General features: G+C 67.7%; 16 protein-coding genes. 2 read left to right on the top strand and 14 right to left on the bottom strand.

Annotation, left to right across the window (positions count from 1 at the left end; genetic code table 11):
* Positions 1–34: 34 nt before the first annotated feature.
* The 4 genes from MF6396_RS24185 to MF6396_RS24170 form a co-directional block, all read right to left on the bottom strand.
* The gene (locus tag MF6396_RS24185; RefSeq protein WP_058541704.1) at positions 35–553 is read right to left on the bottom strand and encodes a toxin-activating lysine-acyltransferase; all 519 of its coding nucleotides are present in this window, start codon (positions 551–553) and stop codon (positions 35–37) included.
* Positions 554–561: 8 nt separating this feature from the next.
* On the bottom strand, positions 562–2,334 hold the full coding sequence (locus MF6396_RS24180) for a ShlB/FhaC/HecB family hemolysin secretion/activation protein (protein WP_054915887.1): 1,773 nt from the start codon (positions 2,332–2,334) through the stop codon (positions 562–564).
* Between the two features lie 365 nt (positions 2,335–2,699).
* Positions 2,700–4,697, bottom strand: a complete 1,998-nt coding sequence (locus MF6396_RS24175) for a TonB-dependent receptor family protein (protein WP_078481732.1) — start codon at positions 4,695–4,697, stop codon at positions 2,700–2,702.
* Positions 4,698–4,755: 58 nt separating this feature from the next.
* A complete protein-coding gene (locus MF6396_RS24170) occupies positions 4,756–6,174 on the bottom strand; it encodes an aminotransferase-like domain-containing protein (RefSeq protein ID WP_078481731.1) in 1,419 nt (472 codons plus the stop codon).
* 124 nt (positions 6,175–6,298) lie between these two features.
* On the opposite strand from MF6396_RS24170, the gene MF6396_RS24165 reads away from it, so the two are divergent.
* Entirely contained in the window at positions 6,299–6,925 is a 627-nt protein-coding gene (locus MF6396_RS24165) for a LysE family translocator (protein ID WP_043861316.1), read from the top strand.
* Positions 6,926–7,029: 104 nt separating this feature from the next.
* The gene (locus MF6396_RS24160) at positions 7,030–7,470 is read left to right on the top strand and encodes a CBS domain-containing protein (protein ID WP_043861317.1); all 441 of its coding nucleotides are present in this window, start codon (positions 7,030–7,032) and stop codon (positions 7,468–7,470) included.
* Positions 7,471–7,473: 3 nt separating this feature from the next.
* On the opposite strand, the gene MF6396_RS24155 is transcribed toward MF6396_RS24160, so the two are convergent.
* From MF6396_RS24155 to MF6396_RS24110, 10 genes are all read right to left on the bottom strand, one after another.
* Positions 7,474–8,112, bottom strand: a complete 639-nt coding sequence (locus tag MF6396_RS24155) for a hypothetical protein (protein ID WP_054915884.1) — start codon at positions 8,110–8,112, stop codon at positions 7,474–7,476.
* 69 nt (positions 8,113–8,181) lie between these two features.
* Complete coding sequence (locus MF6396_RS24150) at positions 8,182–8,424, bottom strand: DUF2789 domain-containing protein (RefSeq protein WP_078481730.1); 243 nt, start codon at positions 8,422–8,424, stop codon at positions 8,182–8,184.
* 278 nt (positions 8,425–8,702) lie between these two features.
* Positions 8,703–10,103, bottom strand: a complete 1,401-nt coding sequence (locus tag MF6396_RS24145; protein ID WP_043861320.1) for an efflux transporter outer membrane subunit — start codon at positions 10,101–10,103, stop codon at positions 8,703–8,705.
* The gene (locus MF6396_RS24140) at positions 10,100–10,975 is read right to left on the bottom strand and encodes an efflux RND transporter periplasmic adaptor subunit (protein ID WP_054915882.1); all 876 of its coding nucleotides are present in this window, start codon (positions 10,973–10,975) and stop codon (positions 10,100–10,102) included. The genes MF6396_RS24145 and MF6396_RS24140 overlap by 4 nt, the downstream gene beginning before the upstream one ends.
* Positions 10,972–11,184, bottom strand: a complete 213-nt coding sequence (locus tag MF6396_RS24135) for a DUF1656 domain-containing protein (RefSeq protein ID WP_043861322.1) — start codon at positions 11,182–11,184, stop codon at positions 10,972–10,974. Before MF6396_RS24135 ends, MF6396_RS24140 begins: the two co-directional genes overlap by 4 nt.
* The gene (locus MF6396_RS24130; protein ID WP_078481729.1) at positions 11,181–13,271 is read right to left on the bottom strand and encodes an FUSC family protein; all 2,091 of its coding nucleotides are present in this window, start codon (positions 13,269–13,271) and stop codon (positions 11,181–11,183) included. The genes MF6396_RS24135 and MF6396_RS24130 overlap by 4 nt, the downstream gene beginning before the upstream one ends.
* Complete coding sequence (locus MF6396_RS24125) at positions 13,268–13,720, bottom strand: MarR family winged helix-turn-helix transcriptional regulator (protein WP_043861339.1); 453 nt, start codon at positions 13,718–13,720, stop codon at positions 13,268–13,270. The genes MF6396_RS24130 and MF6396_RS24125 overlap by 4 nt, the downstream gene beginning before the upstream one ends.
* A gap of 97 nt (positions 13,721–13,817) precedes the next feature.
* Entirely contained in the window at positions 13,818–14,630 is an 813-nt protein-coding gene (locus MF6396_RS24120; protein ID WP_043861324.1) for a tetratricopeptide repeat protein, read from the bottom strand.
* A 90-nt stretch (positions 14,631–14,720) separates the two neighbouring features.
* On the bottom strand, positions 14,721–15,590 hold the full coding sequence (locus MF6396_RS24115; RefSeq protein WP_054915880.1) for an ABC transporter permease: 870 nt from the start codon (positions 15,588–15,590) through the stop codon (positions 14,721–14,723).
* A gap of 15 nt (positions 15,591–15,605) precedes the next feature.
* Positions 15,606–16,469, bottom strand: coding sequence for an ABC transporter ATP-binding protein (locus MF6396_RS24110; protein WP_043861326.1), 864 nt, complete (start codon positions 16,467–16,469; stop codon positions 15,606–15,608).

Raw genomic sequence — 16,469 nt, 5'->3', positions numbered from 1 at the left:
TCCATTTGCGGTGCCAGACCGCCAGAAGTCAGGGTTACGCTGTGAGTTCCAGCGGGTGAGCGGCAAACCAGGCCTTGGCCTGTTCGGGAATCACGCCGATCCCCAGGTGCGTCTTGACCCGCAGGCCGCGCACTTCGCCCTGGTGGTCGAGGGCGCGCATGCAGCGGTTGGGGAACAGCTGGCGCTGCACCAGGCGCGCCAGCGTTGCCGCATGCCCGAACGGGGCGACGAAGTCGTTTATCCACAGGCGTTCGCCGCTGTTCCAGTCGGCATCGGCCATCTCGACAGGCGAGCGCTGGATGTAGCGCTGCTCGGCGGCGTCGTCGAGGTTGAGCCAGGACAGGTAGAACACCGGCTTGCCGGCCTCGCTGCCGAGCACGAACTGGCGGTGCTTGAGCGCCGGCAGCAACAGGGTGGCCAGGCTGTGCAGCGGTGCGTCGCGGTGAGCTGTGGAGTGCATCCACAGCCAGGTGGCCGAGCCCAGCACGGTGGCCTCGTTCCAGGGCTCGTCGAAGAGCCCGGGGGCGATGATGTCGAAGCGATCGATACGCATGGCGGGCCTCAGAACGACAAAGAGACAGTGAAGGCACTGGTGATGTTGGCCGTTTCGAAACCGTCGGGCTTCTTCAGCGGCGTACCCCAGGACCAGTCATACGACAGCGCCTTGTAGCCGCCGCGCACCCCCACCACGGCACCGGCCAGGCGCTTGCCCACCAGGTACTCGCTGGAGTGGCCGCTGACTTCGCCGTAGTCGACGCCGGTGTACAGCTCCTGGCCGGTATCGCCCAGGGCCAGGCCGATCTCGTTGCGCAGGGTCCAGCCGCGTTCGGCCGAGAGGATGTTCTCGCCGTCGAAGCCGCGCACGGTGTAGCGCCCGCCGATGGAGAAGCGGTCCTGCGGCACCAGCGCCGAGCGGTTCCACTGCGCGCGCCAGCCACCGATGTAGCGCATACGCTGGTTGTAGGCGATGAAGGGCACCTGCAGCTGGGCATCGGCACTGATGATCTTGGAGCGCGAGGTGCCTTCGCCGGTGAGTTCTTCTGGCGCCTGCAGTGCGCCATGGGCACCGGTGCCGCGGCGGTAGCCCGCGCTCAGGTCGAGGGTGGAGGCGCCGATGAATTCGCGGTGGCTCAGGCCCGCTTCCCAGCCGGCCATGCGCCGGCGCTGCAGCTGGATTTCAGTGTCGTCGATGAAGTTTTCCGAGGTACGCGTCCACAGGCTGCCCCAGGCCGTGGTCTTGCGCACCGCATCGCGGTACAGCAGGCGCGACAGGCGCAGCTCGTTGTTGCGAGTTTCGCCGCGGTACTGGTAGGTCTCGTTCTCGCCGGCCACCTGCTGGTGGTAGTCGTACTCGCTGGTGGTGAAGCCCAGCAGCCAGTAGCCGAACGGCAGCGAGTAGTGCAGCGTGTTGCCCTTGGAGCCGCGATTGCCCGACTCGCCGCCGCCCAGGTCGTGGGTGGCGCTGGCGTAGAACAGGTCGTTGAGCGAGAGGATGTTGTCCAGCGACAACGCCAGGTTGCCCTGGTACTTGCCGGTGGTCTTGCTACCGGAGTTATCCACAGACAGGCTGAGCCGCGCCGGGAAGGCCTGGCGCCAGGCGATCACGATGTCGCTCTCGCCGGGGCCGGCGTCGCGGGCCTGGGCCGGGGCGATCTGGATGTCGGCTTCGGCGGTGGGTACGCGCTTGAAGTTCTCCAGGGCCTGTTCGATGTCGCGCAGGTTGAGCAGGTCGCCCGAGTGCGCCGGCAGCGCGTTCCAGGCATTGGCGCGCGAGCTGGTGCCTTCGGCGAAGCGGATGTCGCGGATACGCCCGGGAATCAGGGTCAGGGTCAGTTCGCCGCTGTTGAGGTCCTGGGCCTGGGCCAGCACGCGGGTGGTGACGTAGCCTTTTTCGATGATCGCGTTCTGGATGCGCTTCATGGTCAGGTTGATGCCCGCGCTGCCCAGGCAGCGCCCGGTGGCCGGGTCATCCTTGGGGTTGGCGGCGCGCAGCGCCCACTGGAAGCGCTCGGCCGCATCGCCCACCAGGCGCAGTTGGCGGATAGGGAAGCACGGGGTTTCGTTGGCGGGCAGGCGGCCGTCGCCTTCATCGGCCAGCGGTGCTTCGAGGCGCACGTCGGGGCGTGCTTCGAGCTGCTCGCGCTGCACCCGCTCGCGGTCGCGCTGGCGCAGCAGCTCGGCATTCGGGTCGGCGGCGTGTGCGGCGGTGCCGGCACCGGCGGCCCAGGCAGCGAGGGCCAGCAGCAGTGCGGCAGCGGGAGTGGGGCGCGAGGTGCTGACGAAGCAGTGGGCAACACGTGTCGTCAACGCCCGGCAATGGGCGATCGGCAGCATGGCACATCCTTGTGGGCCGGAATTCTTGGGGGAGTGTTATCGGGGGGCGGAGCGTTGTGCGCGGCTGAATGTTCAAGCCTGCTGGGAGGGACGGTGATTTGTCCTACAACCTCTTCCGCACCGCTCTGACGGGGATATCGCGAGAAAGTTGCAACGGGGTGTGGGAAACGTGATGGGGTTCAAGATTTTGCAGGGCTGGCAACGATGTGACCTCACAAGGTGCCAGCCGCTGCTTCTGCGGCGATCACCAGATCGAGCGCCGCCCGCGCGGCGCTTCGCCGGCAAGGCCGGCTCCTGCATCGATTGCAACGCGCCATGGCCTGCAGGATCGGCGGTGCCAGCCTTGTTCGCTCGGCGTCAGGCCTTCAGAAGCTCGCGCGGATGCCCGCGTACAAGGTCCGACCTGGGCCCGGCTCGTAGTAACGGGCGCCTGTGTCGTTGATGCGCAGGTTGTCGTAGTAACGCCGGTCAGTCAGGTTATCCACACCCACGTACGGTTCCAGCTCCTGGCCCTGAAGCTTGAGTACCGTGCCCACGCGCAGGTTGAACAAGGCATTGCCCGCCACCCGCGCCTCATTGGCGTTGTCCGCATACTGCGGGCCATAGGCGTTCATGTTGACCCGTGCATAGAACGCATCCGACTCGTAGCCCACCTCGGTGAACAAGGTCTGCCGGGGAATGCCCGGCAGACGGTTGTCGTCATAGCCCTCGAAACGGGTGTAGTGGTAGTCGTTGTAGCTGTAGGCCATCGACAGGCGCCAGTTATCCACAGGCCGGTATTCGCCACTCAACTCGAAGCCGTCACGCCGCGATTTGCCGGCGTTGCTGTAGGTGTTGCCGCGGTCGGTGCTCTGCGCCACCAGTTCGTCCTTGAGCAGGATGCTGTACACCACCGCCTCCAGGCGCAGGTCGTCCCACTCGCCCTTCACACCCAGCTCGCGGGTCAGCGCCCGCGCCGGTTGCAGCCCGGTGTTGAAGCCGCCTGCGGTCGGGTTGCTCAGTTCGTTGAGGGTGGGGGTCTCGAACGAGGTGGCCACCCGCGCATACGCCATGGTGTGCTCGGTAAGGCGGTAGCTCAGGCCGGCACTGTAGTTGAAGTCTTCGAAACGCTGCGCATCGGAGGCGTCGCCGTCGCTCGGGAAGCGGTCGTCGACCGACTGGCGCGTGGCGTCATAGCGTCCGCCCAGGGTCAGTTGCAGACGCTCGGTGAGGTCGATGCTGTCCTGCACGTACAGCCCATAGCCACCGGCCTTTTCGCGTTGGCGCAGGGTGAGGTTGCCGGTGTGACCACCGACTTCGTTGTTGTGCCGCTCGCGGTCGTCGCGCTGCTGCTCGATGTCGATGCCGGTGGTGAGCTGATGACCCAGGCCGAACCAGTTGGCCAGGTGCGTGTACTGCCCGCCGACACCGGCAAACAGGCGTTCGTAGGTGGTCTGCCCGCCCGCGCGCAGCGGCAGGCGGTTGCCGAAGTCACGCCGGCCCAGCCAGGTACGCAGCTGGTAGCTGTCGGTGTCGCTCAGCTGGCTGGTCCAGTTGACCGCCAGGCGTTGCTGGTTCATCTGTTCGTCGGAGTCGAACAGCAGGCTCTGCGGGCGCGCCTGGCTGCGCTTGTCGCGCACCTGCGCGAGGGTCAGGGCGCCAGGGTCTTCGGAGCGGTTGTCGAGGGCCTGGAAGGTTACCCCCAGCACGCCGGCATCGGCCTGCCAGCGCAGCTTGCCGGTGAGGTTGCGCGCTTCGGAGGCGGCGTGATCGCGGTAGCCGTCCATGTTGGTGACGTTGAGCGCCAGCAACCCGCCAAGGTTGCCGGAGGTGCCACTGGTTTCGGCACGCACGCGGCGATAGCCGTCGGCACCGCCACCCACGTCCACGAGGGTGCGCGGCTCCAGCGAGGGCTCGCGGGTGGTGATCGCCAGTACGCCGCCGGCACCGTTGCCGTACAGGGTGGAAGCCGAGCCGCGGATCACTTCGATGTTTTCCACCAGGCTCAGGTCGACACCGTCCATCTCGGTCTGGCCGTCGGGCATGGTCAACGGCACGCCGTCGACCAGTACGCGGATGCCGCGCATGCCGAAGCTGGAGCGGGCACCAAAGCCGCGAATCGACAGGCGCATGCCCTGGGCCATGTTGTAGCGGCTTTGCGGCACCGCACCGGGCACCGCCATCAGCAGGCTGTCGAGGGTCAGCATCTGTTCGCCGGGCTTGTCGGCGACGCTCACCGAGCTGACGGCGGCCGGGGTCTGCAACCATTCGGAGGTCACGCGGGTGGAGGTGACTTCCAGCGGCGCCAGGTCGACACTGTCGGCGCTCGCGGAGCCCGCGCCAAGCAACAGGAAGGTGAGGACGGTGGGCCGCCTTGGCAACATGGTGACTCCTTGAAGGTGGCCGCCGGCTACACACTGTGCCGACGTTTTTGGGGGTTCGTTATAACGCAGATGCCGGGTCGGCAAAACTGTCCAATAGTACCGCCAGCTCCGACCATAGCTGCGGGTCGTCGCTGCAGGCGACGTTGAAGCGCATGCACTGCAACAGGCCGGGCTCGGGGCCGAACAGGCTGCCCGGCCCCAACAGCACATCCCGCGCCAGGCCTGCACGGGCCAGGGCCTGGGCGTCGCAACCGAGGGGCAGCCGCACCCAGATAAACAGACCGCCGGCATAACCCTGCAGCGGCTCGCAGCCCAGCGCCCGCAGACGCTGCTCGACGCGCCCGGCCGCCTCCTGCAGGCGCAGTTGCAGGCGCTTGCGGTGCTTGTCGTAACTGCCATCGGTGAGCAGCTGGTCGACCACCTGCTCCAGCAGTTCGGAGGTAATGCCGCCGCTCATCAGCTTCATGTGGGTGAGGCTGGCGGCCAGTTGCGGCGCGGCCACCACATAGCTGACCCGGGCGTTGGCGCTGAGGGTCTTGGAGAACCCGGACAGGTACGTCACCTGCTCCAGGCCCGCCAGCGCCGCCAGGCGGGCCGGCGCCTGCGGGTGCAGGTCGGCGTAGAGGTCATCCTCGATGACATGGCAGTCGTACTGGCGCGCCAGCTGCAACAGCGCGAACGCCTGGCCCGCAGTGAACGAGTGCCCGGTGGGGTTGTGCAGCACGCTGGTGGTCAGGTACAGCCTGGGCCGGTGCTGCGCCAGCAGCTGTTCGAAACGCGCCAGGTCGAGGCCCTCGGCGGTGCGCTGCACGGTGACGATGCGCGCGCCGTGCAGGGCCAGGTTGGCGTGGAAGTTGAAATAGCACGGGCTGTCGAGCACCACGCAATCGCCCGGGCGCAGCATCACCCGCAGCAGCATGTCCAGCGCCTGCACGGTGTTGCTGGTGGTGACGATCTGCTCCAGCGGCGCGGCGATGCCCTGGCCGAGCAAGCGCGTCTGCAGGGTCTGGCGCAGCGCCAGGTAACCGGCCGGCGTACCGTAGCCGCCAATGCGCAGGCGCGTGGAGCGGGCCACGGTGCGCAATGCCTGGCGCAGGTTGCCGGGCTCCAGCCAGTCGGGCGGCAGGTGCCCGCTGCCGGGGCGCAGGCTGTTGTCATCGGCCAGCAGCGAGCGGCGCAGCACGCTGGCCAGGTCCTGCGGCAGCCAGTCCGTGTCGCCCCCCGGCACCCTCGGCGCGTGACGGCTGGCAACAAAGTGCCCGCGGCCCTGGCTGGAGGTGATCAGGTTGCGGGCACGCAGGCGGTCCAGCGCTTCGATCACGGTGAACTTGCTCACGCCCAGTTGCGCGGTCAGTTCGCGCACCGGCGGCAGGCGACTGCCCGCCGGCAGCTCGCCGGCCTCGATGGCACGCGCCCAGGCTTCGGCGATCTGCTGGACCTTGGGTGTTCCGGGGCAGAACTCGATGACGGGCAGCATGCAGGTCTCCACAGGTTTACCGGTAATCCTACCAGTAAAGTCGGGCGCGATTGCCCGCTGCTTGGCCTGCCCGCAGCGTGGCCCGCGCTCTAGACTGCGGCCTTTGCACTGTGAGCACTGCCCCATGAGCCTCGGCCTGACGCCCTCCTCTTTCGGTTACTTCGTGGTGTTCTGCGCCAGCATGACCTTCAGCCCAGGGCCGATGACCCTGCTGTTGCTGAGCCTGGGCCTCAAGGCCGGCCTGCGCCAGTCGCTGCCGGCGCAACTGGGCGCCAGCGTGGCCTACCTGCTGTCGATTCTGGTGTTTGCACTGGGCTTTTCGGCGCTGATCCAGGGCTACCCGCTGGTGCGCCAGCTGATCCAGGCCCTGGGGGTCGCGTATGTGCTGTACCTGGCCTGGCGGCAGTGGACCAGTACCGGGCTGGCGCTGGGCGATAGCGGCGGGCCGGCGCTGGAGGGTTTCCGGGCGCTGTTCGCAAGGGGCCTGCTGACCGGGCTGTCCAACCCCAAGAGCATCCTGATGTTCAGCGCGGTGTTCCCGCAGTTTGCCAGCCACACCCGCGACATCGCCGTGCTCGGCCTGACCTTCCTGCTGCTGCAGTTTGCCAGCGGCTGCCTGTACTGCTATTTCGGCCAGCGCATCCGTCATGTGCTGCAGCAGCCGGCGCGTCGGCGCCTGCTGCAACGGGCCACGGCGGTGCTGCTGACAGGCGTGGCGTTGATGCTGATGCGCGGTTTCGACGGAGCATGACGTTTTTCAATCGGCCCCATGGCGTTTTCAACCTTGCCGAGTGGGCATCCGTGCACGATTCTTAGGGGATAGGCATCGCCGCTTATCCACCGCCGAGGCTGCACATGAAAACCGTGAAAGAGCTGCTCAATACCAAAGAAGAAAAACACCATGCGGTACACACCATCAGGTCGCACCAGACGGTGCTCGAGGCACTGATGGTGATGGGCGAGAAGAACGTCGGCGCCTTGCCGGTGGTCGATGACGGCCAGGTGGTCGGGATCATCAGCGAGCGTGACTACGCCCGCAAGATGGTGCTCAAGGGACGTTCGTCGGTGGGCACGCCGGTACGCGACATCATGAGCGCACCGGTGGTCACGGTAGACCCGCACCAGAGCGTGGAGGTGTGCATGAACCTGATGACCAACAGCCACCTGCGCCATCTGCCGGTGGTGGAGAACGGCCAGCTGATCGGTCTGCTGTCGATTGGCGACCTGGTCAAGGCGGCGATTGCCGAACAGGCCAACCTGATCCTGCAGCTGGAGCAGTACATCCGCGGCGAATGAACCTCAGCGGTATTCGCCCTCCAGCTCGTCGAGCTGGTGGTCGAAGCTGCGCAGGCGCGCCGACCAGGTGTACACCAGCACTTCGAGGTCGCGGTTGAGCACGGCGCTGCCGCGCCCGGCACTCTGCTGCGAGTCGCACAGGTCGAGCTGGTAGCGTTCGCGGGCCATGGCCGTGGCCACGCTGGAAAGTTCGCGGGCGTTGTTCAGCCAGTAGCGGTGGCGCCCGCGGGTCTGCTGGTCGAGCTGCTGGCACTGGCGTTTGAGGGCTTCGAGGCTCTGTTCGAGCGGGGTGCCTTCAAGCTCGCCCATCACTTCCTGAAAAGTGCGCCCCGGCTGCCAGTAGCTGCCCCAGAAGTAGCGGTCGAATACGGTTTCGACCCGGCGCAGGGCAACCTTGGTGTTCCAGATGGCCACCAGGGTGCGGCCCTGCTCGAGCTGGCGCTTGCGCACCTTGAGCTGCTGCCAGCTGCTCCAGGCCAGGGCCGTGAGGGCCAGCGCCGCAATCACGGCGGCGGCCGCGTACATGAAGTGCATGGCCTCCACCAGCTGGTAGAGCTGGCGAACGCCGTAGAAGTAGCCGGTGCTCAGCAGGCCCAGGGCGGTCACGGCCGCCCAGAAGCCGGGTGCGTAGGGATCTTTCATTGGCGCCATCCCCTTATTGTTTTTCTGAGCATAGCAACGCCAACTGCAGGTACAGGTGCCGCTCAGCGCTTATTTGCGGGGATTGCGCAGCGCCTCGTTGAGCTGGTCGAACTGAACGGCCCAGTCGGCATCCTCCATAATCGCCTCCTTGAGGAATTCGCGCTGTGCCGGCGTCCAGAACGGCGCATCCACCAGCTTGATGTCGCCCTTGAGCGGCGAGTGGCTGGTGATGAACTGGTCGATGCCTTTGGGATCATCGGGCAGGCCAAGCTGCTTGAACAGGGCGCTAAAGCTGTGGGTAGGTGCTTCCATGGGTCACTCCTTCTGGGCGTCAGGCCGGGTTGAATGGGGTAGACAGCGCACAGGTCGTTCGAGGTCAGTCGGGTTGGCGTTTAATTTCACCGCCGGTCCCGACCGCTGGAGTTTAGTCGCTGCAGTTGCGGTACATGCAGACGTTCCGATGCCGATGGCGTCGCTCGAGGGTGGGTGGGGGCCGCTTTGCGGCCCAATCGCGGGTCAAGCCCGCTCCCACAAGGATCACCGCTGCCCATGTGGGAGCGGGCCAGAATGGCCCTGCAAGATAGCGGTTGCTACCAGCCGCCGCCCAGCGCCAGGAACAAGCCGATCTGCCCCATCGCGACCTGGGTATTGGCCGCCGCCAGCTGCGCACGCATGTCGGTGTAGGTGCGCGTGGCCTGCAGGTCGGCCAGGAACGATTCACGCCCGGCCTTGAAGAACCGGTGGGTCTGGTCGGCCGCCAGTTGCGCCGAGCGCTCGGCCTCGGCCAGCGCGTCGCGCCGGTCAAGCAGCGCGCTGTACTGCGCCAGGCTGGTCTGGGTCTCGCGGATGGCGTTGAGCACCACCCCGTCGAAATGCGCCAGCGCCGCCTGGGTCGAGGCCTCGGCCTGGCGAATGCGTGCCCGCGAACCATTGGTGGGCACGGTCCAGGTCAGCAGCGGACCAAAGCCCCAGCGGTTGGTCGCCGGCTTGCCCAGGTTCTCGAGGATGCCGATGGTGCCCACCTGCGCGCCGATGCTGATGTCCGGGTACAGCTGCCCGGTGGCCACGCCGATGCCGGCAGTGGCCGCCGCCAGGCTGCGTTCGGCCTGGCGGATGTCGGGGCGGCGCTTGAGCAGCGCGGCGCCATCGCCCACCGGAACACGTTGCGCGATGTGCGGCAGCTCGGCGCAGTGCGCGGTACCCGCCGGCAGTTGCTCGACCGGCTTGGCCAGCAGCATCGACAAGGTGTACAGGCCCGCCTCGCGCATGGCCTGGTAACGCGGCAGTTCGGCGCGCAGCGACTTGAACTGGGTCTCGGTGCGCGTCACCTGGGTTTCGTCACCGCGCCCGGCATCGCGCAGGCGCTGGGTGAGGGTCACGCTCTGCTCCTGCAGGTCCAGCGAGGCCCGTGCGATGTGGTATTCCTCGTTGGCCGCGCACACCTGGGTGTAGGCCCGCACCACATCCGCCACCAGGGTGATGCGGGCGGTGTCGGCGGCAGCCTGGGTGGCGTCGGCGTGGGCCTGAGCGGCCTCGACGCCGCGCTTGAGCGTGCCCCACAGGTCGAACTGGTACGAGGCGCTGAGGATCGCCTCGCCGATGTTGGCCACCGGCACCTTGTCGGGTTGCAGAAAGGCTTCGCCGGACTCCTGCAGGCGCTGCGCACCCAGCTTGACCCCGCCATTGAACCCGCCCTGGGCCTCGGCCTCCTCGACCTGTGCCCGCGCCCGCGCGATGTTCGCCGCGGCCACGCGCAGTTCGGTGTTGGCGGCCAGCGCCTGGTTGACCAGCGCGTCGAGGCGCGGGTCCTGGTAGAGGTGCCACCAGTTGGCGGGCACCGGCGCCGAGACCACGCTGTCGGCGTCGCTGCGCAGCGCGCCCTGCAGGTCGCCGCGATTGACCGCCGCCTCCTTGGGCACGCTGTAGTCGGGCCCGACCATCTGGCAGGCCGACAGCAGCAACCCTGCGCCCAGCAGCGCAAAGCGTTTCATCGGGCGGCATCCTCGATGATCGACACCGTGGCAGTACGCCCGGCGATCATGCGAAAGTTTTCCGGCACCTCGTCGAATGCGATGCGCACCGGTATGCGCTGCGCCAGGCGCACCCAGCTGAAGGCCGGGTTGACGTTGGGCAGCAGGTTGGCGCCACTGCTGCGGTCACGGTCCTCGATGCCTGCGGCGATGCTCTGCACGCGACCGCGCAGGCGCGCGTCGTCGCCCATCACGCGGATATCCACGGCCTGGCCGATATGGATGCCGCCCAGCTTGGTCTCTTCGAAATAGCCATCGACGTGGTAGGAGTTGCTGTCGACCACCGACAGCACCGGGCGCCCGGCGCTGACGAACTCGTGGGCGCGCGGGGCGCGGTCGTTGAGGTAGCCGTCGACCGGGCTGCGTACCACCGAACGGTCGAGGTTCAGCTGCGCCGCGTCCACCGCCACCTGCGCCTCGGCCAGGGCCGATTGCGCGCGGGCCTGGCGCGACTGGCTTTCTTCGAGCTGCTCCTGCGCCACCAGGTTGCCCAGGCCACGGTTGCGGCGCGCCTCGCGCTGCGCCTGGGCCAGGGTTTCACGGCGTTCGGCCAGGGTCGCCTGGGCCTGGCGCAGGGCCAGGTGGAAGCGGTCCTGGTCGATGCTGAACAGCACGTCGCCGCGCTTGACCACCTGGTTGTCGCGTACCGACACCTGCTGGATCAGCCCGGACACATCGGGGGCGATCTGGATCACGTCGGCGCGGATGTGGCCGTCGCGGGTCCAGGGGGCGAACATGTAGTACAGCACCATCTGCCACACCAGCACGGTTGCCAGCGATACCACCAGCAGGGTCAGGACCACGCGGCCCAGGGTCAGTAAGGGTTTTTTCATGGCAGCATCAGGCTTCGGCAAAAGTGGTCGACCGTGCCCAGCAGCACGGCGTAGAGAGCAACGTTGAACAGCGCCCGGTGCCAGACCAGGCGGTAGAAGTGCAGGCGCGTGAGTACCGCGTGCACCCCCAGGAACAGCACATAGGTGAACACCATCATCACCAGCAGCGTGGGCAGAAATACCCCGCTGATATCCAGTTCACCGATCACAGGGGGGCTCCATCGATGCCGTAGGGCAGTTGCGGTTGATCGTCGGACGGTTCCAGCACCACCTCCACCCCCGGCAGCAGCGCCAGGCGCAGGCCGCTCAGGGCATGCAGCAGGTGCACGCGGGTTTCCCCGCAGTCGGCCATGGCCTCAAGGTTCAGGGCATGCCGCGCACGCTCCATGCTGCGCAGCAGGTCGGCCGGCGCATGCAGGCGGCGGCGGGCCTTGAGGCACGCCTGAAAGTGCGCACCCACCTCAGCGATCACCTGCGCCAGCGCCGCCTGTGCCGGCGGCGTGGCCCGTGGCATGTAGGCCAGCAGGTCGAGCAGGTTGAGCCCCACGCGCAGGTCGCGCAGCGCGCTGTTGGTGTCCTGGCCGGTCTGGGTCAGGCGCGGCAGGTGCTGCATCAGGCGGTCAAGCATCTGCACGCCGAGGCGCCGGTGTTCGGCCAGGCTGGCCGGGCGGGTCATGCCGACGATGTCGTGCCAGCTGAAGCGGGTCAGGCGCTTGGCCGCCAGCTCCACGCCGAACGGGCGCACCACCAGGGTCCAGACGAAGGCGAACAGCAGCCCCACCGGGCCGGCCAGGTTGGCGTTGGCAAAGGTCAGGAAGTCCGCGTCGTAGGCGCCCTGGATGCTGATGAACGAGGCGGTGTTGACGATGGTGAGCAAGGTGCCCAGGTAGAAGCGCGGCTGCACCGTGAGGGTGCCGACGCAGATGAACGGCACGGCGAACGCCAGTACCAGCATCGGGAAGTCATGCAGGTTGGGCAGCACCAGGAACAGGTAGAGGCTGGCGAACACCACCGACAGGGTGGTCCAGAAGAAGAACCGGTAGATCTGCGGCGCGGGATCGTCCATGGCCGCGAAGAAACTGCACGCCACCGCCGCGAGGATCACGGCGCTGGCGCCGTCGGGCCAGCCGAGCAGTATCCACAGCGCGGTGGCGGCGAGGATCGCGGTGAAGGTGGAGAACACCGAGTAGAGCATCAGCCCACGGTCGAAGAACGGCGTCAGGCGGCCCAGGCGCCAGTGCCGGTACACCGCGCGCCAGGGCGACAGGTCTTCGTCGCGGATGGCGTGCTGCAGGCTGCAGCAGTCCTGCCACAGGTCGATCCATTCGCCCAGCCGGTAGAGGGCATTGGACAGCAGCAGGCCGGGGCGCTCGTCGAGGGCGGCGACACTCGGTTGCAGGCGTTCGAGCTGCTCGCGCAGCGCCGTCCAGCGCGCCACCGAGGCGTCTTCGGCGCTGGCCTGCAACCAGCTGCGGGCCTGCTCCAGCAAGCCTTGCACTTGCGCCGCCTGGGCCGGGGCGCGGCCTTCGAGGGCCAGCAGCGCGTCGTCGAGGGCGTCGATCACCGGGAACAGGTGGATCATGCGCCCGCGCAGCTCGCGGGCATTCTTGACCGTCTGCGGCCGCGCGCCCTCGTGGGACAGCTGGCCGATCATCATCTCCAGCGAGTTGAAGGTGGTGACCATCGAGGCGCGCAGCCCGCCCACGGTTTCGGGCGTGGCCTGGCGGGCAAGAAAGGTGTCGCAGTAGCGGATCGCCTCGGCGAACCAGTTGCCGGTGGCGCCGACCACCACCGGGGTGAGCCGGCGCGGCCAGAAGATCGCCCCGACCACCGCCGCGCAGACGATGCCCAGGCAGATTTCCTGGGCCCGCGAGGAGGCGATGTCGAACACCGCCAGCGGGTTGTCCACCACCGGCAGGGCGATCATCGGCAGGGTGTAGCCGGCCAGCATCAGCGCGTAGCTGTTGGCGGTGCGCAGGTGCAGCGAGAGAAACAGCAGGGTGCCGGTCCACAGGGCGATGGCGCAGGTGAGCAGCACCGGGGTCTGTACCAGCAGCGGTACCAGGAACACCGCCCCCGCCGCGCCCAGCAGTGTACCCAGGGCGCGGTACAGGGCCTTGGAACTGGTGGGCCCGACGAACGGGCTGGAGACGATGTAGACCGTGGCCATCGCCCAGTAGGGGCGCGGCAGTTGCATGAGCAGGGCGATGTACAGGGCGATCATCGACGCGGCGAAGGTGCGCACGCCGTAGAACCAGTCCCGCGCCGGCGGCATGGAGCTGAAGAAGTCCTTCATGAAGGCACGCCCGGCGAGCGCTGCGCGGCGTCTTCGAAGGCGCGCACCACACGCAGCGCCGCTTCGAGGTCGGCGGGCGGGATGTCGTGCAGCACCTGGCGGCGCAGGCGCACCAGCTCGGCCTCGATCGCCTCGGCCAGCTCGCGCCCGCGCGGGGTCAGGCTAAGGGCCTTGGCGCGGCGGTCACCGGGGGCTTCGCTGCGGCATACGAAACCGGCGCTGCACAGCTGGTCGAGCAGGCGTACCAGCGACGGGCTTTCAAGCCCTGCGGCCTGGGCTACCGCCACCTGGTGCACGCCATCGCCCAGGCGCACGATCATCAGCAGTGGTACCGCGCAGGCTTCGGAGATGCCGTAGCCGACCAGCGTGGCCTGGCAGATGCGCCGCCAGTGACGGCTGGCCGCGACCATGCCGCTGCTGATGTTCAGTTGCAGTGCATCAAGATTCATGGGCAAGGTGTCGAGATTCATAGTTTGCTAACTATCAATGTTCTTCGATCAACGCCCCGGGCGTCAATAGCGGCAATGCGGCATCCGTCGGCCGAGGTCAGCGCCGGTACTGGTCTTCGTGTTTCAGGGTCAGCGCCCGCGGGCTGCCCAGGCTGATCGCCCGGTCACGCCAGAACAGATAGCGCATGGGGTTGCCGGCCACACTGAAATGCATGGCCAGTTCCTCGGCCGCCGGCATCACCCCCGCTGCGGCCGCCAGCTCCAGCCAGTACACGGCGAGCCTGGCATCGGCCCGCACCTGCTGGCCATGCAGGAGGCGGTAGCCGATCTCGAACCGGCAGCGCCCATCGCCGCGCTGGGCGCCCTGCATGAACCAGTCGTAGGCGCGCTGCGGATCGACCTGCCAGGTTTGCAGGTGGGTATCGCAGATCTCTTCTTCGTAGAGGTCGCCCAGCGCCGCGGCGGCTTCGTCCAGGCCGCGCTCGAAGGCCTGCCGGTAGCACTCGGCGGCGCTGGCGTAGGCGATGGTCACGCCCTTGCCGAAATAGTGCTGCTGGCCCAGGTTGTACCAGGCCACCGCACTGCCCTGCAGCGCCGCCATGCGCAGCAGGCGCCCGGCCAGGGCCGGTTCGGCACGCCAGTACTTGCCGTTGAGCCATACCCAGCCGAGGTCGTTGAGCGCCACCACGCTGCCATCCAGCGCCTGCTGGCGCAGGTCGGCATACACCGCCTGCAGGTCGACGGCTTCGTCCAGGCGGTTGACCAGGCAGAAGCCCCTGCCGAGCACCGCACGCTGGGCCGGCATGCCGATGCCGGCCGTGTGGCGCTGGGTCTGCCCGCCCGGATCGGGGGCGATCGCCCTGGGCAACAGCCGCGCGAGCAGTGGGTAGATGGTGCTGGCAGCAGACAACGGTTCATCCCTGACTGACCGGTGGGTGGCCCATGCCACCCTGTGAGGCAAGCCTAGACAAGGACACGCACTTTTGTCGCCCCGATGCGCTCAGCGCTGCATGCCCCAGCGCCGTACTGTGACGCGCTCGAGGGTATTGAACACCAGGCTCTCGACCAGCAGGCCGATGAGGATCACCACGGCCAGGCCGGCGAACACCTTGTCGGTGTACAGCTCGTTGCGGTTCTGGAAGATGTACCAGCCCAGCCCGCCCTTGCCGCTGGTGGCACCGAACACCAGTTCGGCGGCGATCAGGGTGCGCCAGGCGAACGCCCAGCCGATCTTGAGCCCCGACAGGATCGACGGCAGCGCCGCCGGAATCAGGATGTGCACCACCAGACGCAAGCCGCGCAGCCCGTAGTTGCGCCCGGCCATGCGCAGGGTTTCGGACACACCCATGAAGCCGGCATAGGTGTTGAGCGCCAGCGCCCACAGCACCGAGTGCACCAGCACGAAGATCAGGCTGTTGTCGCCCAGGCCGAACCACAGCAGCGCCAGCGGCAGCAGGGCAATGGCCGGCAGCGGGTTGAACATCGAGGTCAGGCTGCTGAGCAGGTCGCGGCCGATCTGGGTCGACACGGCCAGGCTGGTGAGCCCGAAGGCCAGCACGATGCCCAGCAGGTAGCCCTTGAGCAGCACCACCAGCGACACCCCGACCTTGGCCGGCAGTTCGCCGCTGAGCAGGCCGTCGTACAGCGCCGCGGCGGTTTGCAGGAAGCTGGGCAGCAACAGGTCGTTGCCCTGATAGCGCGCCACGGCTTCCCAGGCCAGCGCCAGCAGGATCAGGATCAGGCTCTTGCGCAGCCAGCCCTGTTGCCACAGGCGCTGGCCCAGGGGCAGCTCGCGTTCCAGCGGTACGCTGAGCAGGGGTTCAAGGGTGACTTCGTACTCCTGACGCGGAGCCGGTGCAGAGGTGGTCATCGGTGGGGCTCCCGGTCAGTAGGCGATGCGGATGTCGGTGAAATCCAGGGCGGCGTCCTGCTCGGCGGCGGCATCATCGTCGAACAGCAGACGATGGATGCGCCGCGCGCTGGCCTGGAAGTCGGCAGCGCCCAGGCTGTGCAGGTCGTACTGGTGACTGTGGATCTCGGCGCGCACGCGCCCCGGGTGCGGCGACAACAGCAGGATGCGGTTGCCCACCACCAGCGCCTCCTCGATGGAGTGGGTGACGAACAGCAGAGTGAAGCGCACCTCCTCCCACAACAGCAGCAGTTCTTCCTGCATCTTGCGCCGGGTCAACGCGTCGAGGGCGGCAAAGGGTTCGTCCATGAGCAGGATCTTGGGCTGCATGGCCAGCGCCCGGGCGATGGCCACGCGCGCCTTCATGCCGCCGGAGAGGGTGTGCGGGTACGCATCGGCAAATGCCGCCAGGCCGACCTTGTCCAGGTAATGCAGGGCGCGCTGTTCGGCCTCGGCGCGCTTGAGCGTGCCGGAGGCCAGCAGCGGGAACATCACGTTCTGCCTGACGGTTTTCCACGGCGGCAGCTGGTCGAACTCCTGGAACACCACGATGCGGTCCGGGCCCGGCCCGTGCACCGGCTGGCCCTGCAGGCGGATCGCGCCCTCACGGGGCTCGATGAAGCCGGCCACGGCCTTGAGCAAGGTCGACTTGCCGCAACCTGAGGGGCCGAGCAGGACGAAACGGTCGGCCTTGTCCACTTCGAAGCTGACCTGGTGGGTGGCCCGCACCACGCGCTGGGCGGTGCGGTACTCGAGGCTGAGGTTGTCCACCTGCAGCAGCGCCGGTGCGCTCACGGGGCTCAGGTTGCTGGCCGTGTGGCCTGGCAAGCGGGCGGTCAT

Source organism: Pseudomonas sp. MF6396, from assembly GCF_002018915.1.
Lineage (GTDB): Bacteria > Pseudomonadota > Gammaproteobacteria > Pseudomonadales > Pseudomonadaceae > Aquipseudomonas > Aquipseudomonas palmensis.
Note: the sequence above shows the minus strand (reverse complement) of the source record. Positions and strands in the feature narration are given on the sequence as shown.

Bases quoted from the DNA above. Each gene is read 5' to 3' on its own strand.
- MF6396_RS24170 (WP_078481731.1), bottom strand. From the start codon at position 6,174: ATGCTGCCCGTCATCGAGTTCTGCCCCGGAACACCCAAGGTCCAGCAG.
- MF6396_RS24185 (WP_058541704.1), bottom strand. From the start codon at position 553: ATGCGTATCGATCGCTTCGACATCATCGCCCCCGGGCTCTTCGACGAG.
- MF6396_RS24180 (WP_054915887.1), bottom strand. From the start codon at position 2,334: ATGCTGCCGATCGCCCATTGCCGGGCGTTGACGACACGTGTTGCCCAC.
- MF6396_RS24145 (WP_043861320.1), bottom strand. From the start codon at position 10,103: ATGAAACGCTTTGCGCTGCTGGGCGCAGGGTTGCTGCTGTCGGCCTGC.
- MF6396_RS24140 (WP_054915882.1), bottom strand. From the start codon at position 10,975: ATGAAAAAACCCTTACTGACCCTGGGCCGCGTGGTCCTGACCCTGCTG.
- MF6396_RS24150 (WP_078481730.1), bottom strand. From the start codon at position 8,424: ATGGAAGCACCTACCCACAGCTTTAGCGCCCTGTTCAAGCAGCTTGGC.
- MF6396_RS24155 (WP_054915884.1), bottom strand. From the start codon at position 8,112: ATGAAAGATCCCTACGCACCCGGCTTCTGGGCGGCCGTGACCGCCCTG.
- MF6396_RS24130 (WP_078481729.1), bottom strand. From the start codon at position 13,271: ATGAAGGACTTCTTCAGCTCCATGCCGCCGGCGCGGGACTGGTTCTAC.
- MF6396_RS24165 (WP_043861316.1), top strand. From the start codon at position 6,299: ATGAGCCTCGGCCTGACGCCCTCCTCTTTCGGTTACTTCGTGGTGTTC.
- MF6396_RS24125 (WP_043861339.1), bottom strand. From the start codon at position 13,720: ATGAATCTTGATGCACTGCAACTGAACATCAGCAGCGGCATGGTCGCG.
- MF6396_RS24175 (WP_078481732.1), bottom strand. From the start codon at position 4,697: ATGTTGCCAAGGCGGCCCACCGTCCTCACCTTCCTGTTGCTTGGCGCG.
- MF6396_RS24115 (WP_054915880.1), bottom strand. From the start codon at position 15,590: ATGACCACCTCTGCACCGGCTCCGCGTCAGGAGTACGAAGTCACCCTT.
- MF6396_RS24110 (WP_043861326.1), bottom strand. From the start codon at position 16,469: ATGACCGCCCGCTTGCCAGGCCACACGGCCAGCAACCTGAGCCCCGTG.
- MF6396_RS24160 (WP_043861317.1), top strand. From the start codon at position 7,030: ATGAAAACCGTGAAAGAGCTGCTCAATACCAAAGAAGAAAAACACCAT.